At 69.4% G+C, this 26,528-nt stretch carries 23 protein-coding genes and 1 pseudogene; 11 read left to right on the top strand and 13 right to left on the bottom strand.

The window, feature by feature from the left end; genetic code table 11:
* Positions 1-40: 40 nt before the first annotated feature.
* Complete coding sequence (locus ACFVVI_RS20900; RefSeq protein WP_379315314.1) at positions 41-625, bottom strand: GNAT family N-acetyltransferase; 585 nt, start codon at positions 623-625, stop codon at positions 41-43.
* Between the two features lie 212 nt (positions 626-837).
* Between ACFVVI_RS20900 and sigJ the strand changes: the two genes are divergently transcribed.
* On the top strand, positions 838-1,737 hold the full coding sequence (gene sigJ / locus ACFVVI_RS20905) for an RNA polymerase sigma factor SigJ (protein WP_387446384.1): 900 nt from the start codon (positions 838-840) through the stop codon (positions 1,735-1,737).
* A 98-nt stretch (positions 1,738-1,835) separates the two neighbouring features.
* Here the strand turns inward: sigJ and ACFVVI_RS20910 are convergent, their stop codons facing one another.
* Positions 1,836-2,051, bottom strand: a complete 216-nt coding sequence (locus tag ACFVVI_RS20910) for a hypothetical protein (protein ID WP_378990522.1) — start codon at positions 2,049-2,051, stop codon at positions 1,836-1,838.
* Positions 2,052-2,224: 173 nt separating this feature from the next.
* Here ACFVVI_RS20910 and ACFVVI_RS20915 point away from each other — a divergent pair, with 173 nt between their 5' ends.
* Positions 2,225-3,403 (top strand): pyridoxal phosphate-dependent aminotransferase, encoded by a 1,179-nt coding sequence (locus ACFVVI_RS20915; protein WP_387446386.1) that lies wholly within the window; start codon positions 2,225-2,227, stop codon positions 3,401-3,403.
* Positions 3,404-3,466: 63 nt separating this feature from the next.
* On the opposite strand, the gene ACFVVI_RS20920 is transcribed toward ACFVVI_RS20915, so the two are convergent.
* A complete protein-coding gene (locus ACFVVI_RS20920; RefSeq protein ID WP_379315316.1) occupies positions 3,467-4,063 on the bottom strand; it encodes a trimeric intracellular cation channel family protein in 597 nt (198 codons plus the stop codon).
* A gap of 212 nt (positions 4,064-4,275) precedes the next feature.
* Positions 4,276-4,920, bottom strand: coding sequence for a LysE family translocator (locus ACFVVI_RS20925; RefSeq protein WP_378657931.1), 645 nt, complete (start codon positions 4,918-4,920; stop codon positions 4,276-4,278).
* A 325-nt stretch (positions 4,921-5,245) separates the two neighbouring features.
* Here ACFVVI_RS20925 and ACFVVI_RS20930 point away from each other — a divergent pair, with 325 nt between their 5' ends.
* The 3 genes from ACFVVI_RS20930 (at position 5,246) to ACFVVI_RS20940 (ending at position 9,130) form a co-directional block, all read left to right on the top strand.
* Complete coding sequence (locus ACFVVI_RS20930; protein WP_378990517.1) at positions 5,246-6,913, top strand: DNA repair helicase XPB; 1,668 nt, start codon at positions 5,246-5,248, stop codon at positions 6,911-6,913.
* A 99-nt stretch (positions 6,914-7,012) separates the two neighbouring features.
* Positions 7,013-7,678, top strand: a complete 666-nt coding sequence (locus tag ACFVVI_RS20935) for a DUF3239 domain-containing protein (RefSeq protein WP_378990516.1) — start codon at positions 7,013-7,015, stop codon at positions 7,676-7,678.
* 60 nt (positions 7,679-7,738) lie between these two features.
* On the top strand, positions 7,739-9,130 hold the full coding sequence (locus ACFVVI_RS20940; protein WP_387446388.1) for a M1 family metallopeptidase: 1,392 nt from the start codon (positions 7,739-7,741) through the stop codon (positions 9,128-9,130).
* On the opposite strand, the gene ACFVVI_RS20945 is transcribed toward ACFVVI_RS20940, so the two are convergent.
* A complete protein-coding gene (locus ACFVVI_RS20945) occupies positions 9,127-9,975 on the bottom strand; it encodes a hypothetical protein (RefSeq protein WP_387446389.1) in 849 nt (282 codons plus the stop codon). The genes ACFVVI_RS20940 and ACFVVI_RS20945 overlap by 4 nt on opposite strands.
* A 98-nt stretch (positions 9,976-10,073) precedes the next feature.
* On the opposite strand from ACFVVI_RS20945, the gene ACFVVI_RS20950 reads away from it, so the two are divergent.
* The gene (locus ACFVVI_RS20950; RefSeq protein ID WP_378990514.1) at positions 10,074-10,586 is read left to right on the top strand and encodes a hypothetical protein; all 513 of its coding nucleotides are present in this window, start codon (positions 10,074-10,076) and stop codon (positions 10,584-10,586) included.
* On the opposite strand, the gene ACFVVI_RS20955 is transcribed toward ACFVVI_RS20950, so the two are convergent.
* Positions 10,583-12,874 carry a helicase-associated domain-containing protein gene (locus ACFVVI_RS20955; protein WP_378990512.1) on the bottom strand — a complete coding sequence of 764 codons (2,292 nt, stop codon included), beginning with the start codon at positions 12,872-12,874 and terminating at the stop codon, positions 10,583-10,585. The two genes, ACFVVI_RS20950 and ACFVVI_RS20955, sit on opposite strands and share 4 nt — an antisense overlap.
* 39 nt (positions 12,875-12,913) lie before the next feature.
* Between ACFVVI_RS20955 and ACFVVI_RS20960 the strand changes: the two genes are divergently transcribed.
* Positions 12,914-13,105 (top strand): hypothetical protein, encoded by a 192-nt coding sequence (locus ACFVVI_RS20960; RefSeq protein ID WP_056818634.1) that lies wholly within the window; start codon positions 12,914-12,916, stop codon positions 13,103-13,105.
* A gap of 66 nt (positions 13,106-13,171) precedes the next feature.
* Here ACFVVI_RS20960 and ACFVVI_RS20965 read toward each other — a convergent pair whose 3' ends face one another.
* On the bottom strand, positions 13,172-13,780 hold the full coding sequence (locus tag ACFVVI_RS20965; protein ID WP_378708683.1) for a transglycosylase family protein: 609 nt from the start codon (positions 13,778-13,780) through the stop codon (positions 13,172-13,174).
* A gap of 373 nt (positions 13,781-14,153) precedes the next feature.
* A complete protein-coding gene (locus ACFVVI_RS20970) occupies positions 14,154-14,390 on the bottom strand; it encodes a hypothetical protein (protein WP_387446390.1) in 237 nt (78 codons plus the stop codon).
* A 162-nt stretch (positions 14,391-14,552) separates the two neighbouring features.
* On the opposite strand from ACFVVI_RS20970, the gene ACFVVI_RS20975 reads away from it, so the two are divergent.
* Complete coding sequence (locus ACFVVI_RS20975) at positions 14,553-14,978, top strand: cold-shock protein (RefSeq protein WP_358071059.1); 426 nt, start codon at positions 14,553-14,555, stop codon at positions 14,976-14,978.
* A gap of 57 nt (positions 14,979-15,035) precedes the next feature.
* On the opposite strand, the gene ACFVVI_RS20980 is transcribed toward ACFVVI_RS20975, so the two are convergent.
* The 3 genes from ACFVVI_RS20980 to ACFVVI_RS20990 all read right to left on the bottom strand — a co-directional run bounded on the left by ACFVVI_RS20980 (position 15,036) and on the right by ACFVVI_RS20990 (position 18,247).
* Entirely contained in the window at positions 15,036-15,566 is a 531-nt protein-coding gene (locus ACFVVI_RS20980) for a DUF2771 domain-containing protein (protein WP_378990510.1), read from the bottom strand.
* The gene (locus ACFVVI_RS20985) at positions 15,563-17,401 is read right to left on the bottom strand and encodes an MFS transporter (protein WP_387446393.1); all 1,839 of its coding nucleotides are present in this window, start codon (positions 17,399-17,401) and stop codon (positions 15,563-15,565) included. The genes ACFVVI_RS20980 and ACFVVI_RS20985 overlap by 4 nt, the downstream gene beginning before the upstream one ends.
* Positions 17,402-17,470: 69 nt before the next feature.
* The gene (locus ACFVVI_RS20990; protein ID WP_378990508.1) at positions 17,471-18,247 is read right to left on the bottom strand and encodes a glutaminyl-peptide cyclotransferase; all 777 of its coding nucleotides are present in this window, start codon (positions 18,245-18,247) and stop codon (positions 17,471-17,473) included.
* Between the two features lie 8 nt (positions 18,248-18,255).
* Here ACFVVI_RS20990 and ACFVVI_RS20995 point away from each other — a divergent pair.
* Together ACFVVI_RS20995 and ACFVVI_RS21000 are read left to right on the top strand one after the other, a co-directional pair.
* Positions 18,256-19,152, top strand: a pseudogene (locus ACFVVI_RS20995) (DUF3027 domain-containing protein); the annotation flags it as partial.
* Between the two features lie 740 nt (positions 19,153-19,892).
* Positions 19,893-23,489 (top strand): sacsin N-terminal ATP-binding-like domain-containing protein, encoded by a 3,597-nt coding sequence (locus ACFVVI_RS21000; protein ID WP_387446541.1) that lies wholly within the window; start codon positions 19,893-19,895, stop codon positions 23,487-23,489.
* Position 23,490: 1 nt separating this feature from the next.
* Here ACFVVI_RS21000 and ACFVVI_RS21005 read toward each other — a convergent pair whose 3' ends face one another.
* Positions 23,491-24,255 carry a TetR/AcrR family transcriptional regulator gene (locus ACFVVI_RS21005; protein ID WP_378990507.1) on the bottom strand — a complete coding sequence of 255 codons (765 nt, stop codon included), beginning with the start codon at positions 24,253-24,255 and terminating at the stop codon, positions 23,491-23,493.
* Between ACFVVI_RS21005 and ACFVVI_RS21010 the strand changes: the two genes are divergently transcribed.
* A complete protein-coding gene (locus ACFVVI_RS21010; protein ID WP_387446395.1) occupies positions 24,236-26,260 on the top strand; it encodes a neutral/alkaline non-lysosomal ceramidase N-terminal domain-containing protein in 2,025 nt (674 codons plus the stop codon). The two genes, ACFVVI_RS21005 and ACFVVI_RS21010, sit on opposite strands and share 20 nt — an antisense overlap.
* Here the strand turns inward: ACFVVI_RS21010 and ACFVVI_RS21015 are convergent.
* A complete protein-coding gene (locus tag ACFVVI_RS21015) occupies positions 26,257-26,517 on the bottom strand; it encodes a DUF2530 domain-containing protein (protein WP_379313841.1) in 261 nt (86 codons plus the stop codon). The two genes, ACFVVI_RS21010 and ACFVVI_RS21015, sit on opposite strands and share 4 nt — an antisense overlap.
* Between the last annotated feature and the right edge of the window lie 11 nt (positions 26,518-26,528).

The raw sequence follows: 26,528 nt of genomic DNA on the forward strand, positions 1-26,528 counted from the left end.
CGCGGTGGGCGGGGTGTCGGCGAACTGGTCGAACCGCGCGTTATCGGCCGTCGGCACCGGCCTCGGTGGGCCACCCGTCGACCGGCACGGCGGGGTCGGTGGGCAGGCGCGCCGCGACCCATTCGTCGACCCGCGCTCCGCGCTGCACCCCGCCCGATCGAGCCATCCCCTCGTAGTGGAAGCCGTTGCGGCGGACGGCGGCGGCCGAGGCGATATTGCCCACGATCGCGCGCCACATGATCCGGTCGAGGGCGAGACCGTCGGCGTCGAAACCGAAGTCGCAGACCAGGTTGATCGTCCGCGACATCAGCCCGCGGCCACGGTGCGCTGGGGTGAGCCAGAAGCCGATCTCACAGGTGCCGGGCCCGCGCGTATGCAGGCCGACCATGCCCTCGACCCGGCCGTCCTCGGCGGTGCGGATCGCCCAGACCGGCGCGTTGTCCGCCCAGCCGGGGGCCACGACCCGGTCGAGGAATTCCTCGGTATCGCAGCGGTGATACGGGACGGGGACCGTGGTCCAGCGCTGCACATCAGGGTCCTGACAGCACTCGACGATGCGGTCGATATCGGCCCCGGTCGGGCGGGTGAGCCAGACGGTTCCGTCGGTGAGCGTGTGCTCGTACATCCGGCCATCCTGACAGTCGACGCCGAGAATCTCGCCGGATTTTCACGGCCCGCCCGCGCCGAGCCGGTCGGCGACCCGCCGCACCTCGCCGACAGGTGCGACGCGCGCGATGAAGCCGGGCACGAACTTCCCATCGGGGAAATCGTGTGCGAAATCACCGGCGCCGACCCGTGGGGCGGAGCGCGAGTGGGTACTCCGTAGGATCTGACTCGATGGTTTCCCCGTTTCTCGCCGACCTGTTCGAATCGCATCGACCGCACTTGCTTTCGGTCGCCTACCGGCTCACCGGAAGTGTCGGCGATGCCGAGGACGCGGTGCAGGAGAGCTGGCTGCGGATGGCCGGCGTGCACCAGTCCGAGATCGACGATCTGCGCGCCTGGCTGACGACCGTGGTCAGCCGAATCTGCCTCGACCACTTGCGAAGCGCCGCCGTGCGCCGCGAAACCTACGTGGGGCAGTGGCTTCCGGAACCGATCGTCTCGGCGGCCTCGTCGTCGCGCACACCCGACCCCCTGGACGTGGTGGTGCGCGATCAGGACAGCCGGATGGCGGCGATGGTTGTACTCGACGCGTTGACGCCGCAGCAGCGGGTGGCGCTGGTGCTCCACGAGGGATTGTCGGTGCCCTTCGCCGAGATCGCCGAGATCCTCGGCGTCTCCGCCGATGCCGCAAGACAATTGGCGGTCCGCGCGCGCCGGGCGGTGGCCAGAGCGCCGGAACCGGTCGCCGACGATGTGCACGATCAGGCGGTGCGGCGGTTCCTCGCCGCACTGGCCACCGGTGATGTCGCCGCGGTAGCCGCCACGCTGCATCCGGACACGACATTCACCGCCGATGCGGGCGGCACCACCAAGACCGCGCTGAATATTGTTGCCGGACAGGAGAAGGTCGCCCGACTGGCGCTCGGCCTCTGGCGCAGGCATCAGGAAGAATCTGTGCTGGAATTGGGCGCCGCCACGGTGAACGGGCAATCGGGGCTGGTGATCACCGACCCGAACTCGCCGTTCGGACGACCCGTGCGCGTCCTCGCCTTCGCAGTGCGAGACGGAAAGATCTGGGCGACTTACGATTTCGCCAACGTGGCGAAACTGTCCGGTGCCCGCCTCCGCTGACCCCACAGCACCGTCGAGGCCCTGCGAGGTCAGCGGTTCACTTCACAGCGCTGAGCTGATCGGCGTAGCGATGCGGACCAACGTGCATCGCGGACGTTCTACGGGTAGGTGGAGCCCCAGTTGTGATCGCCGGTCGACGATCCGAGGTTGAAGTCCCCCGTCGAGGAACCCATGTTGTTGTCCGGCGTCGCCGAACCGGTGAACCAATCGACGATCGGACTGGCGACGAGGTGATCGTGGATGAATTGCCACGCCGAACCGGCTACCTCCGACGCAGCCGGTTGCAGGATGAAGTCGAGCAGAGGTGAGGCCATGCGAGCCCCTTTCGATATACCACCACGCAGTGGTGTGTGAGGTAGAACACGGCGAGGCTAGCTGAGGTTGGGGAAACGCACAATAGAGCAGGTCAAAGCAGGAAAACGTTTGTGAAACATACGTGTTCGCTATCGCTGGGCAACGTCGCCGAATAGTGGGATACGCTGCGGAGATGCCGCCTGTGCCGCCCACCGTCGCCCGCCTGCGCCCCTTCGGATCGACCATCTTCGCCGAGATGACCGAACTGGCCGTCCGCCACGACGCGGTGAATCTGGGCCAGGGCTTTCCCGATACCGACGGACCCGCCGGCATGCTCGAGGTGGCGCGCGCGGCCATCGCCGACGGCCTCAATCAGTACCCGCCCGGCCGCGGGATGCCGGTGCTGCGGCAGGCGATCGCCGACGACCGAGCCCGCCGCTTCGGCACCGCCTACGACCCGGCCACCGAAATTCTGGTGACCGTCGGCGCGACCGAGGCGATCAGCGCCGCCGTGCTCGGTCTGGTCGAGCCCGATCAAGAGGTGGTGCTGATCGAGCCGTACTACGACTCCTACGCCGCCGCGATCGCGCTCGCGGGCGCGCGGCGACGAACAGCTCGCCTGGTGCCCGACGGTGACCGATTCGTGCTCGACCTGGACAGTCTGCGGGCCGCGCTCACCTCGAAAACCCGCATGCTGATGATCAATTCGCCGCACAATCCCACCGGCGCCGTGCTCGACCGCGCCGACCTCACCGCGATCGCAGAGTTGGCTGTCGAGCACGATCTGCTCGTGCTGGCCGACGAGGTGTACGAGCACCTCGTCTACGACGGCACCGAGCACATCAGCATCTCCACGCTGCCCGGGATGCGTGAGCGGACGGTGGTGGTGTCCAGCGCGGCGAAGACGTTCAATGTCACGGGGTGGAAGATCGGGTGGGCGTGCGCGCCCGCGCCGCTGCTCGACGGTGTGCTCGCGGCCAAACAGTTCCTCACCTTCGTCGGCGGCGGGCCGTTCCAGCCCGCCGTCGCGTACGCGATCAACGAGGAATCGGACTGGGTGCTCGCCCAGCGTGCCGGGTTGGCGGACAAGCGAACGCGGCTTTCGCGGGCGTTGCGCGACACCGGTTTCACGGTCTCGGCCAGCGACGGCGGCTACTTCGTCTGCGCCGACATCCGAGCGCTCGGCGCCGACGATGGCCTGGCGTTCTGCCGCGAACTCCCGGCCCGGCTCGGCGTCGCCGCCGTGCCGGTGAGCGTCTTCGCCGATCGCCCCGCGGACTGGAAACACCTGGTGCGCTTCACCTTCAGCAAGCGCGACGAGACGATCGACGAAGGCATCCGCCGGCTCCGCGCCGACACCACGGTGTCCTGACCCGGTGCCGTCGATGAGCCGCCCCACCGGGAAACGACCGGCCGTGGTCACCGACGGGACGGGTCAGTCGCGCGCGTGGCGGGCCAGCGGTGCGTGCCACTGATAGCGCCGGGCCAGCAGCCGAAACCCCACCGCCGCCGCTGCGGCGAGGAGCCCGGTCCAGGCTCGGTACAGGTCGAACGACAGCAGCGCGGCGGTCGCGGCCGCGCCGAACAGGGCCGGAATCGCGTAGAGGTCCTGGTCCGGGCGTAGGACGGTGGGCACCTCGCCGCTGAGCACATCGCGGATCACGCCGCCTCCGATGGCGGTCGTCATGCCGAGCAGGGCGGCGGTGGGGGCGCCGAGCCCGGCCGAGTCGGCGATCACGGTCCCGGTGACGCAGAACAGCCCGAGCCCGATCGCGTCGGCGATCTCGAGCGGTCCCTTGGTGAGCCGGCGCGAGGGCGCGATGAAGTACAGGACCAGCGCGGTGACTATCGACGCGGACAGATAGGTCAGGTCGGTGAACGCGGCCGGGGGAGTTCGCCCGATCAGCAGGTCACGCACGATGCCGCCGCCGAGCGCGGTCGCGCACGCCAGCACCACCATCCCGAACAGATCGAGCCGCTTGCGCACCGCGACCAGCGCACCGGACGCGGCGAAGGAGATGACCCCCATCATCTCGCCGCCCCGATGCACCGCGTTCACGGCCGAGTCCAGCTCGCTGACCGAAGGCCCGGCCAACGCCGTCACCAGCACACCAACGCTCACCACGCAATCCTTCCGCCTCGCTGCTCCGAAGCAGCGTGACACGCAGGCGCGCGGCGACGGCGACCGGCCCACCCGCTGGTGGCGATCCGATTTCGCGTGGGGATGCGGCGGCGGCACGCACCTCAGGCGGGGGTGGGGCGGGCCTTGTCGGTGGCGAGCAGGACGGCGATGGTGCCGAGAGCGGTGCCCATGAGGTAGCGCTGGGTGCGCAGCCAGAGCGGGCGGGCGGTGAGGAAGGTGGCCAGGCCCGCGGCGCCGAGCACGATCATGGCGTTGACCGTGAGGGCGACCGTGATCTGGATGGCGCCCAGCGACAGGCTCTGCAACCAGAGGGCGCCGCGAGCGGGGTCGACGAACTGGGGGATCAGCGCCATGTACATGATCGCGATCTTCGGATTGAGCAGGTTGGTGGCCAATCCCATCGTGAACAGGCGCCGTGCGGGGTCGTGCGGCAGGTCGGCGGGCGCGAACACCGACACCCCACCCGGCCGGATCGCCTGCCAGGCCAGCCACAGCAGATACGCCGCTCCCGCCAGCTTCACCGCCAGATACAACCCGGGAACAACAGCGAACACCGCCGTGATCCCCGCCGCGGCCGCCATCAGGTACACACCGAAGCCCGCCGCGACCCCCATCAGCGAGATCATCCCCGCCCGGCGACCCTGCGCGACGGTGCGCGAGACCAGATACATCATGTTCGGTCCCGGCGTCAGCACCATGCCGAGCGCCGCCGCCGCGACCCCGAGAACCGCCGTTGTCTGAAGCATGCACCGAGTTTGCCCCGGTCAGCGATGCTGTGTCGCGGTCCAGTCGGCACCTGCTGGACCCGTCTCACCGCTCGCGCGCAATCGCCGTACCGACCATGTCGGACCGGGTCCGTACAATCGAACGAGCCGCCCATCAGGGCACGGCACACCAACTCAGAGCATCAAGGCCGAACGCAACCCCGCACAGGGCGAGTCTTACGAGCCCGTTCGGGGCCGCCCCCTCGATCAGCGCTCGAAGCGCATGCGCCGCAGGCGCGAGTCTCGAGTGCTGAATCGAGGGGTTACAGGCGCCCCGAACCCGCGGCCCCGGCCGCAAAGGAGTCCAGTGACCGACGGTCCGCTGATCGTGCAAAGTGACAAGACTCTGCTGCTCGAGGTCGACCACGAGCTGGCAGGTAACGCCCGGCAGGCCATCGCGCCGTTCGCGGAGCTGGAACGCGCCCCCGAGCATGTGCACACCTACCGGATCACGCCGCTGGCGCTCTGGAACGCCCGCGCGGCGGGCCACGATGCCGAGCAGGTCGTCGACGCGCTGGTGAACTTCTCGCGGTACGCCGTGCCGCAGCCGCTGCTGGTCGACATCGTCGACACGATGGGCCGCTACGGCCGGTTGCAGCTGGTCAAACATCCCGCGCACGGGTTGTGCCTGGTCAGCCTGGATCGCGCGGTGCTCGCGGAAGTGCTGCGGCACAAGAAGATCGCACCCATGCTCGGCGCCCGCATCGACGACGACACCGTGATCGTGCACCCGTCCGAGCGCGGCCACATCAAGCAGATGCTGTTGAAGATCGGCTGGCCCGCGGAGGACCTGGCCGGTTATGTGGACGGCGAGGCGCACGACATCGGCCTCGACTACACCGAGGGCAAGTGGCACCTGCGCGACTACCAGGAGATGGCCGCCGATTCGTTCTGGGCGGGCGGTTCCGGCGTGGTCGTGCTGCCGTGCGGCGCGGGCAAGACTATGGTCGGCGCGGCCGCGATGGCCAAAGCCAAGGCGACGACGCTGATCCTGGTCACCAATACCGTGGCGGGCAGGCAGTGGCGGCGCGAGCTGCTGGCGCGGACCACGCTCACCGAGGAGGAGATCGGCGAATACTCCGGCGAGCGCAAGGAGATCCGTCCGGTCACCATCGCCACCTACCAGGTCATCACGCGCAAGTCGAAAGGCGAGTACAAGCACCTCGAGCTGTTCGACAGCCGCGACTGGGGCCTGGTGATCTACGACGAGGTGCACCTGCTGCCCGCGCCGGTCTTCCGGATGACCGCCGACCTCCAGTCGCGCCGCAGGCTCGGTCTCACCGCCACGCTCGTGCGTGAGGACGGTCGCGAGGGCGATGTGTTCTCGCTGATCGGCCCGAAGCGCTACGACGCGCCGTGGAAGGACATCGAGGCGCAGGGCTGGATCGCACCGGCCGACTGCGTCGAGGTGCGGGTGACGCTCACCGACGCGGAGCGGATGGCCTACGCCACCGCCGAGCCCGAGGAACGCTACAAGCTGTGTTCCACCGCGCGCACCAAGATCCCGGTGGTCGAGTCCATCCTGGCCCGGCACCAGGGTGCGCCGACCCTGGTGATCGGCGCCTACCTGGATCAGCTCGACGAGCTGGGCGTCGACCTGAACGCCCCGGTCATCACCGGCGCCACCAAGAACAGGGAACGCGAGGCGCTGTTCGACGCCTTCCGCTCCGGTGAGATCCCCGTGCTGGTGGTGAGCAAGGTCGCCAACTTCTCCATCGATCTGCCGGAAGCCTCGGTGGCGGTGCAGGTTTCGGGCACCTTCGGTTCCCGGCAGGAAGAGGCTCAGCGCCTCGGCCGGCTGTTGCGGCCGAAACAGGATGGGGGACAGGCGCATTTCTATTCGGTGGTAGCGCGCGACACGCTCGACGCCGAATACGCCGCGCACCGGCAGCGCTTCCTGGCCGAGCAGGGCTATGCCTACCGCATCGTCGACGCCGACGACCTGCTCGGCCCGCCGATCGGGGACGGCGTGTAGCACTGTTCGCCAGGTCAAAGGGGGGTAGCGTGCGGTGTGTGATCCCCTCGGCAGATAAGTGGAGGCAATTCCTCCGCAACTTGTGCTAGGAAGGAAGGCGTGCGCCGCTTCGAATTCGTGGTCGACCGTGAACACGCTCATGCGGTGAACGAGACGTTCACCGGATTACGCAGGTTGCGCCTGGTGGCCCTGCTGGTCGCCGGTCTCGCCGTCGCGGCCACGGTGGCGCTGGTGTGGAGCGGACAGGCGTGGGGATTTCTGCTCGCGGTGGTGTGCGTGCTCATCGCGGGCATCGCGCTGTGGGTGGCGTTGTGGACGCCGCATCGCTCCAGCATCGAAAAGCTCTACCACGACGGTGTGCTCGTCCCCGCCGTCGTCAGCGATGCCGAACCGGGCGCCATCGTGTTGCTCGCCCTGGTCGACATCGCCGAACCCGCTGCGCCGGAGCGCAGTTGGGCCCTGATCACCCGCAAGGTGCGCACGCTGCCCGGACACGCGCCGCGGCCGGGTGAACGGGTGCCCGCCGTCGCGGTGCGCACCGACCGTGCTCCGCGTCAGGTCGGCGAACGCTGGCAGCTGGTCACCGCCATGCCGATCGCCTGGGGCACGCGCGACGACGCGGTGATCGAGCGGGCGTGCGACGCCATCAACGAGGTCGAATGGCGGCTGCTCACACAGAACCTGGCGCTGGCATCGCGGGTGAAACGCACCGCGACCAAGCGCCTGCTGCTCGACCCACAGCACCTGCCCTCCGACCTGGGCTAGCCGCGCACCTGCGACGATGGTTCGGTTCGTGCGATCCGGTCGACGAAAGGTGTCCGCGACATGCGCTGGTCGGCCGGGTTGTGCGTGGTGTTCGCGCTGGTGGCGCTGGGAGTTCCGCCGGTAGCGGCGGATTCGGCCCTGATCGGGGCTCCGGGACTGGGTGATCCGTACTATCCGCTCGACGGGAACGGCGGCTACGACGTCACCCACTACGACGTGTCGATCGACTACGAACCCGGTGCCCACCATCTGCGCGGCACGGCCCGCATCGACGGCCGCGTCACCCAGCCGCTGGCACAGTTCAACCTCGACTACAGCGGACCCGAGGTGCTGATGGTGACCGTCAACGGTCAGCCCGCGGGGTTCGCGCACGACGGTGAGCACGAGCTCGTGGTCACGCCACTGCTACCGCTGCCGCCGGGTCTGCCGATGCGGGTCATCGTCGACTACGCCGGCGCGGCCGCCGACACCGAGGGCGAAGGCTGGACGCACGCGCCCAACGGTGGTGCGTTCGCCGTCGGCGAGCCGCACAGCGCGAGCACCTGGTACCCGCTCAACGACACCCCCTTGGACAAGGCGACCTTCACGCTGCACGCCACGGTGCCCGCCGACTGGGAGGTCATGTCGATCGGCGACCGCACCGAGCACGTGGTGCGCGACGGTCGGTTGCACACCACGTGGGAGACACGACAGCCCACGATCGGCTACCTGACCACGGTCGCGGTGGACCATTTCAGCTTCCTCGAACAGCGGCGCGCGAACGGCACCGCGGTGCTGAGCGCGTTCGCGCCGGAATCCGACGGCAATCGCGAAGACGAGCAGCGGCTGCCCGAAATCCTCGACTTCCTCGAAAGCCTCTACGGTCCATACCCGTTCGATGTGGCCGGGGGGATCTATGTGGATACCGAGCTGCCGTTCTCCCTGGAGACCCAGACCCGGCCGACCTACGCGCCGTGGACCGATCTGAACACCGTGGTGCACGAGCTGGCCCATCAGTGGTGGGGCGACACCATGTCGGTGCGGCACTGGTCCGACATCTGTCTCAACGAATGCTTCGCCAGCTACACCGCCGACTACCTGTGGCCGGAGCGGATCGACCATGCCGATGTGGACACCGAGTATCGCGAGACCATCGCGCAACACCTCGACGATCCCAAGTTCTGGAAGATCGCGCTGGCCGCGCCGGGCGCGGGCGACGAATTCACGTCCGTCTACTATCGCGGGCCGCTGTTCCTGCACGCCCTTCGCAAGTTGCTCGGTGAGGACGTGTTCTTCGCCGCGATCAAGGATTTCGTGAACGCGCATCGCGACGGCCACGCCTCGATGCCGGAGTTCCGGGAGTTCCTGCAGAGCCGGACCTCGATGCCGCTGGGCGAGTTCCTGGCCGAATGGCTGGACGGGACGAGACCGCCGCGCGACGCGTTCCTCTACCCGGGCACGCTGCACCCCTAGTCGTCGGTGAGCCGAGCGCGGGCGTGCTCGACCCAGCGCTGCATGCGATCGAATTGACTACGCGCGGCAGTGAATTCGCCGCGCGCTCGATGTTCGGCGGTGTGGGCGAAGTGGCGTTGCTGCTCCGCGTGCTCGAGTTCGGCGCGGAGTTCGGCGATGCGGGTTTCGATCTCGTCGAGGTCGGACTTCGCCTGCGTGGCAGCGGCTTCGGCCTCGTCGCGATCGGTGCGGGCGGCCGCCAGGCCGGATTCGGCGTCGTCGAGTTCCTGCTGGGCCTGCGCGCGACGCTCGGCTTCGGTGTCCTTCGGGGCCGAGCGGGGTTTGCTCGCACGCTTGGGGGTGGCCTTGCCGCCGGTGATCGCGACCAGACCGGCCGGGCCGAAGCCGTCATAGGTGACCGTGGTGGGCAGCACTCCGGCGCGAACCAGATCGGCGACATCGGGGTCGGCCAGCGCCGCGGTGAGGGTCTGACCGACCTCGCGCAGCACCTGCTCACTCGCCGGGCGATCCTTCTCGGCGGCCAGTTCGGCGGCGCGCTTGGTCATCGCGTTCACGACCTGTTGACGCTGGGTGCCCAGGGCGCGCAGCTTGTCTCCGGAGAGCTGACGCTGGGCCGACCGCAGGGCGTCGCCCAGATCGAGCAGGGCGGCGATCTCCTGCGGTGCGTGCCGGGCCAGCAGGTTCACCGTCCAGGCCGCGACCGTGGGTTTGCGCAGGGCGGTGATGGCTTTGGCCAGGTCGCGGTCGCCGTCGGCGCGGGCCTGGGCGGCGCGTTCGGCGCGGGTCGACACGAAGTCGCCGGGGTCGAGGGTGTACAGCTCGCCTGCGACGTCGTCGAGGGTCATCTTTGTGATGGTAGACAGGTTGCGCCACGGGGGAGCGCGGGCGCGGGGCACTTGGGTATCGTCACCGGCGGTTGTGTTCACCCTGAACCGTTCGGTGAGTGAGGTTTTCAGTGATTTTCCCGGAGAAGCGGCTGTTGGCGCGGATCGTGCTCGGGCCGGTGGCCGCGATGGCCCTGGTCGGAGCGGTGGTTTCGTGCTCCTCCGATGATTCGTCGTCGGCCGGTGCTGTCGCGGTGGGGTCGTGCGTGGAGGTCAGTGACAACGCTGCCGACGCGATGAAGGCGACGGTCGGTGACTGCTCGTCGGCGAAGTCGAACTACCGGATCGTGAAGGTCGGGGCGGACTGCGCCGCCGACAACGCCGCGTTCAACGGCACGGTCGGGGACGCGAAGAGCACGCTGTGCCTGGCGCCGAATTTCGCCGAGGGCAGCTGCTACGCGGAGGCGGGGAAGCGGCCCGCGGAGTCGGTCGACTGTACGGCGGCCGAGGCTTCGTTCAAGGTGGTCAAGCGGATCGACGGGCAGACCGACGAACTGCTGTGTGGCGCGGACGCCACGCAGTTCCGGACGGTTCCCGACCCGAAGACGACCTTCTGCCTGGCCAAGCCCTAATCGAGCAGGGCCACCGACGCGATGCGGTGGAGGGTGAAATGGCGGGTCGCCCCGCTCACCGGGTCCACCGCGTCCAGTTGGCCGTTGCCTACCCGCAGCGGCTCGACCACCCGCTGGGTGGCCACGCCCTGGGCGTCCACGTAGCCGATGTTCACCGGTCGGCCGACCCTCGCCGCCAGCTGGAGCAGCGCGAGGGTGGCCGCGGTGCCGGTGCGGGTGCCGTCGGTGCGCACCGAGCGACCGGTGCGGGCGCCCGCGGCGCGTTCGCCCGCGCGGAGTTCGGTGACCAGCTGGGCGAGCTGGTCGTCGTTCGGCGGGGTCGGGCGGTAAGGCCTGCGGGCCAGCGGGCGGACCGAAATCCGCGCGCCGCGGGGACGCAGGTCGACGATGGTGCCGCCGGAATCCTCGCCCGCCGGGGCGAAGCCCGCCTTGCGGAGCTGGTCGAGCATCTCGGCCAGGGGCGCCAGGGCAATCGCCACGGTGGGGGCGATAGCGCGCAGCGCCAGGGTTTCGGCCACGGGCGCGGCGAGGACCTGGGCCAGCAGCGCCGGATCGTCGCTGCGCAGGAACGACTGGGCCATGCCCACCCTGAGCTGGCCGTGGCGGCGGGCGACGTCGTCGATGAGATAGGTCAGCGACTGCGGCACGGGAGTGCGGGAGTGGGTGGCGAACAACGCGTGCAGTTCGGCGGCGGTGAGGCCGGCGTCGAGCGCGCGGCGGACCGTGGCGTCGCTGACCCGGTACACGGTTGCGGCGCCCGCTGACTCGACATCGGCGACCAGGGCGATCTTGGCGCGCAGTTCCGGTACCAGCGGACCGGGGGCGATCACCGTGAGGTCGGCCTGGACCAGGACGTGGTCGACCGGTTTCGGCAGCGCCGCGGCCATTTCCGATTCGGCGTCGGCGACAGAACCGTGCAGCAGGGCCCGGCCCGCCGAGTCGAGGGCGCCACGGCCGAGCAGGCCGACGACTGCCGCCTCGGCGAGGGTCGCGGTGACGGCATCGAGGCGGAAATGCCTGCGCCGGCGTGGCATTCGCCAAGCCAGCAGTTTGCCGATGTCGGCGGGAGTCACCGCGGTACCGGTCGGATACTCGGCGAGCAGGCCGAGGATCGCCGCACGATCGCGCACCGCATGGGGCACGCGCAGCTCCGCGGACAGGGCCGCGATCGGCTTGTCGGCGGCGTCGCGCAGGCCGATCATCCACGGCATCCGATCCAGCTCCAGCCACGCCTGCGCGAGTGTCACCCATCGGGTCGCGGGCGGGGCGTCGAGCCAGGAATCCGCGGCGGGCGTCGGGGCCCAGAAGTCGTCGGTGGAGTCGAGGTCGGGGGTCGGTTCGGGCAGGCCCTTCTCGACGAGTTTCGCGGCGGCCAGCAATTCGAGCAGCAGGCCGGTGCGTTGTTCGTCGATGCCGGTCTGCTTGGCCAGCCTGCGCAGTTCGCGCACGCCGAGTCCGCCCGCGCGCAGGGCGGGGGCGGGCAGCGCGCCAAGCGCGTCGATCAGGTCGCCCGCGTCGCGCAGCAGTTCGCCGACTTCACCCGCGCCGACGGCGTTCACCTCGGTGGCGGCGTTCTTGACGAGCGTGGGTTTGGGTGGGGCGAGCGCGTGCGGGTCGGTGACGGGTTCGCCGCGCAGAATCTGGCCCACGGTGACGGGCAACTCCACGGTCTCGTCGTCGATCCGGTGCAGCAGCCGGGCGGCGAGCAGGCGCGGCACGGGCCGGGCAGGATCGGTGCCGGGTGCGGCGTCCCTGGTGCGACCGCGGGGGCCGGTGGTGGCGAGTTTGTCCAGCAGCGCGCGTTCGGGCGGGCTCGCCGTAGCCAGCGCGGCCGCTACCTCGGGCTCGGTGAGCGCGTCGGGCAGCGCTGTCGTCGCGCCCAGCGGCCAGGGCAGGGCTTCGGCGGCGCTGGGTGTGAGGTCGAGGTCGTCGCCGATCTGCCACACGAGGGCGCGGTCGAGCAGGCGGGTCAGCGCGGCGGTGAGCGCGGTCTTGGTGACGCGATCCTTGAGCTGCGCGTGCAGGGTGGTGCGAGTCAGCGGCGTGAGTTCGGCGCCGATCGTGCGGGCGTCCTCGTTGGCCGTCAGCGCCTCGATGATCGCGAACTCGAGGGTGTCCAGATCGTCGGCGGCACGCAACACCGATGCGCGCTGCTGAGCGCGCACGGCGAGCACCGACATCGACGCGGGCAGTGGTACCGCCAGGTCGGGCCGCAACTGCAGCAATTTCACCAGCTGGGCATCGGTGCGCGCACCGAGCCAATCGGCGAGAGAGTCTGTCGCGATCACCGATCGAGCCTACGTGGTTGGGTATGCCAGAATGAGCCGGTGGTGAACAAATCGAAGAAACCCTACGTCGACAACGGCTGGCCCGAGGTGGCCGACGGCGAGCACGCCGTGACCGAACTGTCGTCGACCCGCGCCGGTAATCTCTCGCCTTTCGGTGAGGACACCGAGTTTCCCGTCCCGGCCGCGACGCTGCCGTACGTACACCCCCAGACCACCATCAACCGGGTGTAATTCGGACGAGAAAGACAAGAGCCCGCATCCTCGAGGAATGCGGGCTCTTGTTGTGTATGCGGGCGATCAGGAAGGCAGCAGACCCTTGTTCGCCTGGAAGAAGTCGATCACGGCCGGGTCCAGCTGAGAACCCTTGGCGGAGTTGACGAAGTCGAGAGCCTGCTGCGGCACGGCGATGCCCTGCTGCTGCACGACGGTGAGTGCGCGGTCGACGGCCGAGAACACTTCCTGGCTCGGATCCTGGACCTGCGGCACGGTGACCTGAGGAGCCCAGCTCGGCGCCGAGGGAGCGACACGCTCGGACGGTCCGCTGCTCAGACCCAGCTGCGAGGAGCAGGAGGGCCAAGCGCCCCAACCCTGGGAAGCGAGAACCTTTTCGGCGACCACGATCTGCTGTTCGCGGGTGGCCTGGTTGGCGGAGGCGGCGTACTCGCCACCGCCGTGTGCGGTCCAGGTGGAGGGCGAGAACTGCAGCCCACCCTGGAAACCGTTGCCGGTGTTGATACCCCAGTTGCCGCCGGCTTCACACTGTGCGAGGCGATCCCAGTCGGAGTCAGGGGCCGCGCTGGCGTTTCCTGCGAGGGCAGCAGCTGCGGTGCCGAAGATCGCGCCGGTGACGGCGACCTTGGCAGCAGTGCGCCCGGTGGAAGTCGGCTTGCGGTGGCGTCCACTCATATCGGGTTTCTTCCTCTCGTTCGCACCTGCATGTGGCCCGGACTGAGAGGTCTCCCGGTCCGCCCTCATCCCTTGTTTCCAATCGGGGTCCGGTACCCGCGGGGTGAGGTTCGGTGCGGCGGGCCGGTGGTTCCGGGGGTTACCCCGGCTGAGAGAAACGGTACGACGGTCAGCGGCGAATGTCACTATTTGGTAACCGGCGGGTCCCGGTGGGTCTCGGGGTCGTCTCAGGGTGATCCCTGATGTGTCCGCGCAGGTAGTCGCGGTGCCGAATGTGCGCGACAGCTGTGCGCTCACTTCGTGACCGCGCCGTTATGTGACGAAGGTCACATGTTTGGCTGGATGATATTCGGTGGGGTATTCGGTTGACGCGTCAACGCGCGCGTCGGCCCGACCACAACGCGAAAACCAGCGCGAGCAGGAAGCCGACGGGTGCGAGCATCGCCAGGCCGTAGAGCCACAGCCCCGGATCACTGTCGGACACGATCGGCGTCACGAAGATCGCGATCACCGCCAGAATTCCGATACCGAACAGGACGAGGGCCACGTGCAGCAGGCGATCGCCGGAGCGTCGCGGACCGGGCGAGGCCGGATCTGGTGAATTCGTCACCGATGAACCGTAAAACTGATGTGCTCGCGATATAGCCACCGGGGTAGACTCGCAGCACATCGCGTCCCGCCTTGTTGGGGGGCGCGTTCTTTTCGCGACAAGCAAGATTGTGTAACCCGGGCCACAAGGGTTCGGGTGCCGAATGATGAACGGGTGAGCGCAGTGCCGACCGGCCGGGTGAAGTGGTACGACGTCGAGAAGGGCTTCGGCTTCCTGTCTCAAGACGAGGGCGAGGACGTCTATGTCCGCTCGTCCGCGCTGCCCGAGGGCGTCGAGGGACTCAAGCCCGGACAGCGTGTCGAATTCGGCATGGCCGCCGGTCGCCGCGGGCCGCAGGCGCTCAGCGTGACGGTGCTCGAGGCGCCGCCGACCGTCGCCCGCGATCGTGACCGTGGGCAGGCGCCCGCGCGCAAGGACGCCGGGCCGCGCAAGTCGCCCGACGAACTGCACGGCTTGGTCGAGGACATGATCACGCTGCTGGAGAGCACCGTGCAGCCGGATCTGCGGCGGGGCAAGTACCCGGATCGCAAGATGTCCCAGCGTATCTCCGAGGTCGTGCGGGCCGTGGCTCGCGAACTCGACCACTGACGGTTTCGCGAAACCGGCCCCGAACGAATGTCGTTCGGGGCCGGTTCCGTTTCGGGCTCAGGACTCGCGAGGTTCGGGCTCGGGAGTGACGATCGACCAGGCGGCGTGCGGGATATAGCTTTCCTGCCCGGTGGCGATGTCACGGGCCAGGATCGGCAGCTGCACTTCGATGCCGATCAGGCGCAGGTCCGGTTCCGGCTTCGACTCGATGGTGAGTGCCCTGGCGCGGTCCGGGTAGTCGGCGAAGCTGAGCACCCGGTCCAGCTGCTCGCCGCTGGGGCGCTGGTAGATCAGCTGGATGAGCCAGGGCGATTCGGCGACCGCGTCGGGCAGCGAGAGCTGTACGGGTTCACCGGCGGGGACCTCCAGCGGCGTGGTCTCGCCGTACCGGCAATTCTCCATCCGCACCGTGCAGTACATGAACGGGTCGACAGTGATGGTCGTGCCGTGCGCGTACGCGGTGAGCTGCGGGGTGTGCGCGGGCGCCTTCGATACCGCCACCCCCACCCACACCGCGGTCACCGCGACGACCGCGAACAGTCCGGCCGCGACCAGCGCGACGATCGTTCGAGCGTTGAGCTTGCTCACCAGGTGGGGTCTCCTGTCCCTCTCGGATGGGTGTTGGGCACTTCCTGCTCGACGTGCTGGGGGCGGTTGCCGCCCAGACCCGGCAGCAGCGAGTGCCCGGTATAGCTGACGAACGTCTGGAGCAGTCCGGCCAGCAGGATCACGCTGATCAAGGCGAAACCCTTCCAGTATTCGATCGGCATCAGCACGCCGGCCGCCCCGCCGACGACCCAGCTCAGTTGCAGCACGGTCTCCGAGCGGCCGAACCCGGACGCGATCGATTCCGGCGGGAGATCGTCCTGGATGGCGGCATCGAGGGAGACCTTCGCGAGCGCGCTGGCCGCGGAGGCCACCAGTGCGGCTACGGCGGCGCCGAACAGATTCCCGGTGAACGCGGCGAACAGCGCGACCACCGCGCACGCGCCGGTGCAGCCGAGCACCACCGGCGACGGCCTGCCCAATTGCAGCCGGGCGCCGGTCGCGTTGCCGCCGAAGTTGCCGATGGCCGCCGCGGCGCCGACCAGGCCGAGCATCGCCGCCTGTTCGCTGGGACTGCCGCCCGATCCCTTGGCGACGAAGGCGATGTAGAAGGTGAGGAAGCCGGTGAGCACGCGAATCGAGCTGTTGCCCCACAGGCCGGTCACCACGGCGCGGCCCAGCGGCTGACGCCGTTTGCGCGGCGGCACCGCGGACTGCTCGCCGCGGTGGATAACCTCGGTGTGCGCGTCGGGGCCGTGGTAGGTCAGCGTCGCGGGGACCTCTCCCTCGGTCACCTCGACCCAGCGCGGAATACGCAAGCTGAGGAACACCCCCGCGACGGCGATGCCGGTGGCGAAGATCAACGCGCCGGTGGAACCCGCGATCAGGGCGGTGAGCGCGGCCAGGGCGCCCGCGCCGATGGTGCCGCCGACCAGGCCGAACACGGTCAGCCGGGAATTGGTACGCACCAGGTCGATATCCGGTGGGAGCACGCGTGGCGTCACCGCGCTCTTGAGCACGGCGAAGGATTTCGAGCCGACCATCATGCACAGGGCCAGCGGATACAGGCCCCAGGTGTCGATGTTGAAGATCAACAGCAGCGCGAAGCCCGCGCGCAGGCCGAAGGTTGTCGCCAGCGCGAGCCTGCGTCCGCGTTGCAGCCGGTCGAGCAGCGGGCCGATCAGCGGCGCGATCAGCGCGAACGGCGCGATGGTGATCAGCAGGTACAGGGCCACCTTGGTTTTGGATTCGGCGGTGGCGCTGGCGAAGAACAGGGTGTTGGCCAGGGCGACCGCGATCGCGGCGTCGAGCGCGAAGTTCGCCATGGTGGCGTAGGTGAGCGCGGTCAGGCCGGACTGGTCGGCGCCGTCGGCCTTGGCGGCGCGCTGGAAGGTGGCGATGCCGCGTTCGGTGAGTTCGCGGCTGCGCATGGCGGCTACGCGGGTGACGGTGAGTTTCCGGGGGACGCGCTGGTTGACCTGGTCGTCGACGCCTTCGTCGCGAGGAAAGGGACGAGTACCCGCCGGGCCGGTGTCGTCCCCGGGGTGGTCGGAGCGCCCTTGTTCGTCGCGGGGTGCGGGGGGTCGGCCCCGATCGTCGAAGGGCGGACGCCGCTTCGGGTAGTCGTCCGGTGTGCGTCCGGCGGGCGCCGCGTTCGGCACGGGCGTGGTCGGCGCGGCCGGGTCGACGGGGCGGTGGCGTCGGAACAGGCTTTTCGACCGGACCGTCGGCGGCTCGGCGGGCAGCGGCCGTTCGGGCCGGGGGAAGACCTTGCGCGGTGCGCGCGGCGGGTACTGCCCGTAGCCGGGGTGTGGGTCGGCGGCAGTACCGTCCCGGCGACCACGGTCAGGACCGGATGGATCGCGGGGCGTAGTCACAAGTCCAATTCTGTCGCACTCGGGCGGCGCGTGTTCACTCGCGCCGCGGCAATGTCGGCCACACCCGGGTTATTTCCCGACGAAACGCACTTCGAACATGCGCGGCCAGTACTTGCCGGTCAGCAGGAACCGATCAGTGCCGGGCAGGTGAGCGATGCCGTTGAGCACATCGGTGCCCGCCCGTTCGGCGGGGGTGAGCAGTCCGCCCGCCTCGATGACGGCGAGAATCCGGCCGGTCTCGGGATCGATGTGCAGAATCTCGTCCGTCGGGTAGTTGTTCGCGTAGACCGTGCCGTCTTCCGCGCAGTCCAATTCGTTCGGCTTCGGATCGCGGTAACCGGACAGCGTCACCGAACCGGTCTGCGCGAAGGTCACCGGGTCGCGGAAGGTGAGTGTGCCGGTGCCGTCGCTCATCACCAGCCGCTGTGGCTGTGCGCACAATCCCCAGCCCTCACCCTGATAGTCGGCGCGACCGGTCTCGGCCAGGGTGACCGGGTCGCGGGCGATGGCGAAACCGTCCTGCCAGGTCAACTGCCACACGATCGCGCCCGCCCTGGTCAGGCCCTCGCCGAACACGCGACCAGGCAGGTCGACGCGCGCTGTTTCGGCGCCCGTGCGCTGGTCGGCGGCCCGCGCGGTCGACACGCCCCACATTCCGGTGCTCTCGTAACGGACGCCGTCGACCACTTCCAGACCCTGGGTGAAGGCCTGCGGATCGTGCGGTGACGAGCCGATCACTTCGACTCGTAACCGCGTCGGTCCGGGCTCCTCTGGACCGCTACAAGCCCCCGCGCCGAGCACACTGACCAGCACTGCGACGGCCAACGAACTGCGATTGCACTTCATACGGCAAAATGTATGCCGTGAGCGCAGTATCTGTTTCGGAGTCCGGCGTGCGTCCCGTTCTGGCCGACGCGGCCGAGGTCGCACGTCGTGCGCTCGTCGCGTTGGAACCCGACGGGGTAGGAGTCCATCTGGGGGTGAGCGCCGAGGACGACACCGCGGCCACCCACCGGTTCGAGGCGACCCTGCCCGGCTACCGCGGCTGGCAGTGGGCCGTCGTGGTCGCCGCGCCCCCCGGCGCCGACCACGCGACGGTGAGCGAGTCGGCGTTGCTGCCTGCCCTCGACGCCCTGATCGCCCCCGACTTCGTCCCGTGGGAACAGCGGGTCCGCCCCGGCGACCTCGGCCCCGGCGACCTGCTCGCCGCCCCCGCCGACGACCCCCGTCTCGTTCCCGGCTACGTCGCCACCGGCGATCCGGTGATCGACGAGGTGGCCCGCGAGGTGGGCCTCGGCCGCGTCCAGGTACTCAGCCTCGAAGGCCGCGCCGACGCCGCCCAGCGCTGGTTCGCCGAGTTCGGCCCCGACACCGAGATGGCCAAGGCCGCCCCCGGCACCTGCGGCATGTGCGGCTTCTACCTGCCGCTGGCCGGCGCCCTGCGCGAGTCCTTCGGTGTCTGCGGCAATGCGATGGGTGCCGACGGCCACGTCGTCCACATCGAATACGGGTGCGGCGCCCACTCCGACGTGGTGGCACCCAGCGGCAACGGATCCCCGCTGTACGAGGCATTCGACGACCACGCGGTGGATTTCGTCGAGATCGTCCGCCCGGCTGTCGAGGACGCGATCGACAAGGCCACATCCCAGACCGCTGCCGCGGACTCGGCAACAGAGGCCGCAGCCGAGACGTCTGCCGACGCCCCGGCATCAGCGGTCCCGGCGACCGGCGCTGACTCGGCATCAGCGGCTGCGGTCCCGGCGACCGGTGAAGACCCCGCGTCGGAGACCGCGTCCCCGGCGACGGCCGAAGTGTCGGCCACAGTGGTCGACCAGGTCGAGGCCGAGCCTGCCGGCGCCGACCCCGCGACGACGGTCGTGGAGGTAGCGGCCGAAACGGTCGCCGCTGTCCCGCCGACCTCGGACACCGAGACCGAGCCGAGTTCCGCGGACTCGTCGACCGAGGTCGGCGAAGCCGCGGCGGAGCAGGCAGGCGACCGGCAGGAAACCGCCGAGGCCGAAGCGGTCGCCGCCGCCGCCGCCGAGCGTCACGCGCTCACCGAAGGCGCCCTGCCGGAGTCGGCCGATGAGGTCGTCACCGCCGAAATCGCCTCGGACACCGGGGTTCCCGCCGAGACTGTTTCGGCCGAACCCACCGTCGAGGCAGAACTCGCCGTCGGCGACGAATCAGCCACCGCTGAGACCTCGGCCGCTTCGGATGCCGAGAGCTCTTCGGGCGCATCGGACGAGGTAGCGACGGCTGCCGACGCGGTCGCGGAGGCTGCACCTGCCGCCGAGACTGTGTCGGGCGTGGAGGCTTCCGTCGAGGGTGAGGCTGCGGTGTCGGGCGTGGAGGCTTCCGTCGAGGGTGAGGCTGCTGTGTCGGATGCGGAGGCTTCCGCTGAAGGCGAGGCCGCGGTGTCGGGCGATGCGGGATCCGGTGAAGCGGCGGAGTCGGCTGATCTGAGCGAGCACGGATCGTCGGTGTCGCGCTGAACGGAGCGGGTGACCCGTTCGGTACCGCGGAGCTGCGGGCCGGAGTACTTGCCGCGTGGCGGGATTCGCCGACGCGGTTACGCGAGGACAGTGCCAGCGAGGCGGATCTGGTGGCCGCGGGCTACCGGGATCGGCTGCTCACCGAGCTCGCGCAGAACGCGGCCGACGCCGCGGCGAAGGCCGGTGTCGCGGGTGAGCTGATCGTGCGGGTGCTGGACGGGCGGCTGCACGTCGCGAACACCGGTGCGCCGCTGAGTGTTTCCGGTGTGCACACGCTGACGGCACTGCGTGCCTCCGGAAAGGCGGGCGCCGCCCAGGTCGGTCGCTTCGGTGTCGGCTTCACCGGGGTGCGGTCCGTGGGCGACGAGATCGAGGTCCGCTCGACGACCGGATCCCTGCGCTTCTCCCGCGTCGCCACGCTGAACGCCTTGCACGACACGGGCATCGGCATCCCCGACAACCTGACGACAATCGCGCCCCCGGTCCTGCGCCTGGCCTGGCCGGTGCCGACCACCCCACTCGCGGGCACCGACACCGAGATCGTCGTACACCTGCGCGACGACATCGACCCCGCGGCCCTCCTCGACGCCATGCGAGCCGAGGTCCCCGACCTCCTCCTGGAACTACCGGCCCTACATCGCATCCGTATCGACACGGACGAATTCACCAGCGCGGTAACTGTTCTCGCCACCAACGCCCAACCTACTGACGCTATTCGTTCCAACGCCGCCCAGACAACCGACGCTACTGCCGCCGCCTCCACAGACGCCGCCGCCGTTGACGCCGCCGCCGTTGACGCTGCCGTCGATGCGACCGCCACAGCTGTGGCCGCAGACGCCGCTGCCGCTGCCGTCGACGCCACAGCCACAGCCGCGGCCGCAGACGCCTCCGCCGCTGCCGCTGCCTCCGCCGCTGCCGCTGCCGCTGCCTCCGCCGCTGCCGCTGCCGCTGCCTCCGCCGCTGACGCTGACGCTGACGCTGACGTCGACGCTGACGCTGACGTCGACGCGACCGCCACAGCCGCGGCCGCAGACGCCTCCGCCGCTGCCGTCGACGCGACCGCCACAGCCACGGCCGCGGACGCCGCAGCCGCAGCCGCAGCCGCAGCCGCAGCCGACGGACGTGACGCCCCACGCGAGCTCGACGCCAACGTGTCCCACGCCGACCGCCCCGGCACCCTCTCCCAGCTGACGATCACCCTCCCGTCCGGCGCGCGCCGAGCGTGGTGGCAGTACCGCTCTCCCCGAGCCCGCTGGCTACTCCCACTCCGTCACGGTCGCCCCGTCGCGACTGCCCCGGATGTCCTGCGCGCCCCGACTCGATCCGACGAGGAACTCTCTCTCCCCGCGATCCTGGTTGCCGATATCCCGATGCAGCCCGACCGCCGCCGCCTCCTTCCCGGCGCCCGCATCACCGAATTGGCCTCCGGATACGCGGATTTCGCCCGCGCGCTGCCGCCCCGGGACCGTCTCGTCCTGGTCCCCACGCCCGGCTTCGCCCGCAGCGAAGCGGACGCGATCCTCCGCGAAGCCGTGATCGCCGAGCTTCGTACCAACCCTTGGCTCCCGGTGTGCGCCACGCGCGAGCAGGCCACAGCCGATCCGTCGGACTTCCCGGAGCCCGGCTCGCCGGTTTCATCTGAGAATCTCCACCCGCCAGGACACTTCGGAACCGACGATGCCGGGCAGAACAGCGCTCCCGACCTCGGGGACCTCTTCGCGTCGGACGAACCAGGCACACCCGGCCGTGGCATCACGACGCGATCAGGGCGCGGCGCGTCGGCTTCGGATGACCTCCCGGATCTGGCGGCTCTCTTCGCATCCGACGATGCCGAAGCGACCGGCGGCGATGGATCCCCTCTCGCCTCGGGCGAATCCGCACCGCACAGCGATCCTTTCGCCCCGGAAGAGCCCACCTACGAACCGGTCGCAGCGGACGCGCCGTGCAGCACACCCACCCGCGCGAGCGTATTTCCCGATCTCACACCGGAATTGGCCGCGATCCTCGCCGAGATCACCGGACCGCTGGTGATTCCGGAGCTGTCCGGCCGTGCCGGTCAGGACAAGCTGGCGGTGCTCGATGTCCATCGGCTCGGACCGGCCGCGGTGGCCGAGCGGACGAGCGGACTGGAACGTGAACCACGGTGGTGGCGGCGGTTCTACGCCGCCCTGGAACCGTTCGTCGTCGATACCAGGACCGCCGAGGAATTCGGCGCGCTGGCCGTGCCGCTGACCGACGGGCGGCTGGTCACCGGTCCGCGGACCGTGGTGCTCGATGATCAGCTCACGGTGGCCGTGCCGGTGCACTGGGCGCGCCTGGTGCACCCGGACGCCACGCACCCGCTGCTCGGTCGGCTGGGGGCCCGCAGCGCGAGTTCGGATGACCTGCTCACCGATCCGGCCCTGCGCGATCTGCTCGAGCAGGATCCGGCCGACCCGGACACGGTCGCCGCGGTGCTCCAGCTGGCTCCCTTCGCCTCCCACGGCTCGCTGCCCGACTGGCTCGGCCTACTCGAATTGCCCGACGAAACAGGCGAGCTGAGCCCCGCCGACGAACTGCTGCTGCCCGGCGCCCCGCTCGCCGAGGTCCTGGCATCCGACGCCCCCTTCGGCACCGTCGCCGACGCTGCCGTCGCCGAGTACGGCGAGCAGGCCTTGCGCGCGATCGGTGTCGGCTGGGGTTTCGCGGTGCTCACCGATCCGGAACCGGTCGGCCCCGATCACGACCTCGACGCCGAACAGTCCTGGTGGGACAGCCTTTCCGAAGATCCCCGCGAGCTCGTCGCGGTCCGCGATCTCGACCTGGTCGACGAAGACCGCTGGCCGCAAGCGCTGCGCCACTTGCTGTCCGAGCCGCGCACCCGTGCCCTGCTGTTCGATCGCGACGGCTACACCGCCTGGTGGTTGCACCGCCACGCCCAGATCGACGGCATTCCGTTGGGCCGGCTCCATCACCCCGACGACGACGAATTCGACGGACTTCTACCGGTATTCGCGGCTGTCGGCATCGAAGGCCCCGATCTCGATGCGCTGCGCCCCGTTCTCGTGCGCCCAGACATCATGTCCGCCGCGCTGGCCGAGGAACTCCTCGACGCGCTGGCCGATCCGTCGAAATCCCCTGCCCCCGAGGTGATCGCCCGAACCAATGCCCGTCTGGCCGCCGCGGTCGCGTCCGGCGTCCTCGATCCGCGCGAACTGGATCTGCCCGAGCAGATCCGCGCACTGTCCGGCGACGTCGTCGACGCGAGTACCGCCATGGTTCTCGACCAGCCCTGCTTCGGCCTCGTTGTCCCGCCGGAACGCCTCGTGGTCGGCGACACGGCACACGCGGACGCGTTGGCCACCCTGCTCGACCTTCCGCTGGTCTCGGCGGAGGTCAGTGCCGAGGTGCTCGGCACCGGGCGCCGAAGTACCTGGGCCGCGCAGCCTTTGGGTGTGGTGCTGCGTCAGCTGTGGTCGCCGCAGGATGTCACCGGCGAGCTGGTGCTGCACGAAACCCTCGAAGTGCATCTGCGCGGGGCGATCTCGGGCACTGTCCACGTCCCGTGGTGGTGCGAGGGCGACGTGACCCACGTACAGGTGCCGCGCGGCTGATCTATTCCGCGTGCGTGGCGACCATCTCGGCGAGCAGATCGAGCTGAACCTGCACGGACTCGCTGTCGTCATCGACCAGCCACCGCAGCACGATCCCGTCGATCACATTGAGGATGAACCGGCTCAGCGTCGCCACCGGCGTGTTCCATCGCGTCTCGGTCGCCTCGCTGCAGTGGTTGATCACATCGGCGACGGTGCTGTCGTTGAAGCCGTACTGCTCGCGGGCGATCGCCAGCTTGGCCGGCGTCGATTCGCCCTCGCGCAGCGCGTAGGTGGTGGTCTCGTAGGTCAGCAACTGCCGTTCGGGAGTGGCTTCGATGTTGCGCCACATCAGTTCCAAACCGCGGCGCACCAATTTCTGAAGTGCTTCTTTTCCTGTTCCTGCGTCTTCCCATACCGTTTCATCGGCATCGACGGAATCGCGCAATTCCATCGAGAGCGCTTTGACCAGCTCGGTCATCAGCGCGTCCTTGTTTTCGAAACAGTAATGCACCACACCTAGCGAGACGCCTGCCGCTTGGGCGACATCGCGCGTGGTCACGCCCGCCACGCCCTTTTTCTCGGCGAGACCGATCGCTGCCTCGATCAGGTGGGCTCGTCGTTCTTCGACGCTCAATCGGGAGGACACTGTGCGAGTTAAGCGCTCACGCCACGAACAGTCAATTCGCCGGTCCGCCAGAAAATCCTGGACATTTGACCAGTTGATGTGGTTGTCTCCGAAATGGAAGTTGCGAAGGAGTCGCCCGATGTCCCTGTCCCGCCGCACTATGCTCACTGTCTCGGCACTGGGTGCCACGGCACTGCCCGTCATCTCGCAGAGGGGAATGCCGGTCGCCCACGCGAATCCCGAGGGATTCGAATTCGGGCTCGGTAGCGCCGATCTCACGGGCCCGGCCGCGGAATGCGGCATGATGGGCTACTCCCAACTCGAACAGACAACCGCGGGAATTCATCTGCGCCCCCGCGCGCGTGCGTTCGTCATCGGTGCGCGCGGATTTCGGATCGCGTTCGTCGCGGTGGAGAACGGCGCGGTGTTCGCCTCGGTGCACGGCGCGGTGCTGCTCGCGCTCGCCCGCCGTTTCGGTGACCGGTATTCCGAGCGGAATGTCGTTCTCACCTCCACGCACACCCACGCCAGTTGTGGCGGTTCCGCACACGACTACGCCTACACGCTGGCGACGCTGGGATTTCAGCAGCAGGTCTTCGACGCCGAGGTCGACGGAATCGTCGAGGCGATCGTGGCGGCCGACGCGGACTTCGCCCCGGGCGCCATCAGCCTGGGGCGCGCAGAACTCCACGACGCCAGTGTCAACCGCTCGCGCGTGGCCTTCGAGCGCAATCCGGCCGCCGATCGCGCAGTCTTCCCCGACGCGATCGACCCCGCGGTGACCACGTTGGTGTTCGCCAGACAAGGTCGTCAGGTCGGCGCGCTCACCTGGTTCGCCACCCACAACACCTCGATGACCAACGCGAACCGCCTGATCAGCTCCGACAACAAGGGCTACGCGAGCTACGCCGCCGAACACCTCGAGCACGGCGTCCGCCACCTCGACGGCGCCGGCTTCCTCGCCGCGTTCGCGCAGACCAATGCCGGTGACATGTCGCCCAATCTCGGCCTCACGCCCGGCAACGGACCGACCACCGACGAGTTCGACAACACCAGGATCCTGGGCGAACGCCAGCATCACGCGGCGAAAGAGGCGGCGGCGCAGGCCGCCGTACAGCAGGCCGAGGTCGCCTCGATGCTCTGCTACATCGATCTCGCCGCGCTCACGATCGACGGCCGCTTCACCCCCGACGGCGCCCCGCGACGCACCTCCCCGGCCGCGGCGGGCGTCTCGCTGGCGGCGGGCAGCGTCGAGGACGGTCCCGGCCTGCCCGGCGGCCCGATCCCCGAAGGCGTGCGCAATCCGATGGTCGACTTCCTCGGCGGCATCGACCACCCGCACCCCGCCTGGCTCGCCGACGCCCAGGCGCCCAAGGCGATCTTCGCCCCGCTCGGGCTGATGCCGCCCGTACCGTGGGTTCCGAATGTGGTGCCGATCCAGCTGATTCGCATCGGTGACCTGTATCTGGCCGCCGCGGGCGCGGAATTCACGATCGTCGCCGGGCTGCGCGTGCGCCGCGCGGTGGCGGCGGCGCTCGGCGTCGAGCTGGAACAGGTACTGCTACAGGGCTATTCGAACAGCTACCACGAATACGTCACCACCCCCGAGGAATACGACTCGCAGCAGTACGAGGGCGCTTCGACGCTGTTCGGCCGCTACACGCTGTGCGGGTATGTGCAGGAATTCACCAGACTGGCTGCGGCGTTCGCCGCGGGTCAGCCGGTCGGGCGCGGTCCGGCGCCGCGCGATGTCTCCGCGCTGCAACCGAACTTCGCCGCCGCGCCAGGGCCCGACGCGACCCCGCCCGGCCGTGGTTTCGGTGACGTCCTGATCCAGCCGGCAGCCTGTCGACGCGGCGAACAGGCGGCTGTCGAGTTCGTCTCGGCCCATCCGAAACACAATCCGCGCCGCGGTGACACCTTCCTGCACGTGCAGCGAAAGACCGCGACGGGCTGGGATCGGGTGGCCAACGAAGGTGAATGGGACGTCCGCTTCCACTGGCGCACAGCGGGCGCCTCGGTCTCGATCGCCCGCTTCACCTGGGATATCCCCGCGACGGCCGAACCCGGCGTGCACCGATTCGTGCACTACGCCGACGCACTGGGCGCCGACGGCACGCTTCGCCCGGTTCTCGGGACCAGCGACGAATTCGCGGTGAGCTAGTCGGTGTCGAGGCCCACCTGGGCGCCCTTGTCACCGCGCCGCGCGGAACGCCGCTGCAACAGGAAGATCGACGACCCCAGCACGCCCACCACGAGCCCCATCAGGCACACCGGACGGGCATCGGCCCAGCTCGCGTTCATCCACACGACCGCGGTCGCGATGACCCACAGGGCGAACCCACCCAGCACCACGGGGCGTGGGTCGACCAGGAATCGGGGCAGTTGCGGTATCTCGGGACTGACAGGTCCGGCGTCCATACCCAAACAGT

It is taken from the genome of Nocardia sp. NPDC058114 (genome assembly GCF_042884695.1).
In the GTDB taxonomy this organism is placed as follows: Bacteria; Actinomycetota; Actinomycetes; order Mycobacteriales; family Mycobacteriaceae; genus Nocardia.

What these genes read in the sequence shown, in the direction of transcription:
- ACFVVI_RS20900 (WP_379315314.1), bottom strand. Translation starts at nt 625, where the DNA reads ATGTACGAGCACACGCTCACCGACGGAACCGTCTGGCTCACCCGCCCG.
- sigJ (WP_387446384.1), top strand. Translation starts at nt 838, where the DNA reads ATGGTTTCCCCGTTTCTCGCCGACCTGTTCGAATCGCATCGACCGCAC.
- ACFVVI_RS20910 (WP_378990522.1), bottom strand. Translation starts at nt 2,051, where the DNA reads ATGGCCTCACCTCTGCTCGACTTCATCCTGCAACCGGCTGCGTCGGAG.
- ACFVVI_RS20915 (WP_387446386.1), top strand. Translation starts at nt 2,225, where the DNA reads ATGCCGCCTGTGCCGCCCACCGTCGCCCGCCTGCGCCCCTTCGGATCG.
- ACFVVI_RS20920 (WP_379315316.1), bottom strand. Translation starts at nt 4,063, where the DNA reads ATGATGGGGGTCATCTCCTTCGCCGCGTCCGGTGCGCTGGTCGCGGTG.
- ACFVVI_RS20925 (WP_378657931.1), bottom strand. Translation starts at nt 4,920, where the DNA reads ATGCTTCAGACAACGGCGGTTCTCGGGGTCGCGGCGGCGGCGCTCGGC.
- ACFVVI_RS20940 (WP_387446388.1), top strand. Translation starts at nt 7,739, where the DNA reads ATGCGCTGGTCGGCCGGGTTGTGCGTGGTGTTCGCGCTGGTGGCGCTG.
- ACFVVI_RS20945 (WP_387446389.1), bottom strand. Translation starts at nt 9,975, where the DNA reads ATGACCCTCGACGACGTCGCAGGCGAGCTGTACACCCTCGACCCCGGC.
- ACFVVI_RS20965 (WP_378708683.1), bottom strand. Translation starts at nt 13,780, where the DNA reads ATGAGTGGACGCCACCGCAAGCCGACTTCCACCGGGCGCACTGCTGCC.
- ACFVVI_RS20990 (WP_378990508.1), bottom strand. Translation starts at nt 18,247, where the DNA reads ATGAAGTGCAATCGCAGTTCGTTGGCCGTCGCAGTGCTGGTCAGTGTG.
- ACFVVI_RS21010 (WP_387446395.1), top strand. Translation starts at nt 24,236, where the DNA reads ATGTCCCTGTCCCGCCGCACTATGCTCACTGTCTCGGCACTGGGTGCC.
- ACFVVI_RS21015 (WP_379313841.1), bottom strand. Translation starts at nt 26,517, where the DNA reads ATGGACGCCGGACCTGTCAGTCCCGAGATACCGCAACTGCCCCGATTC.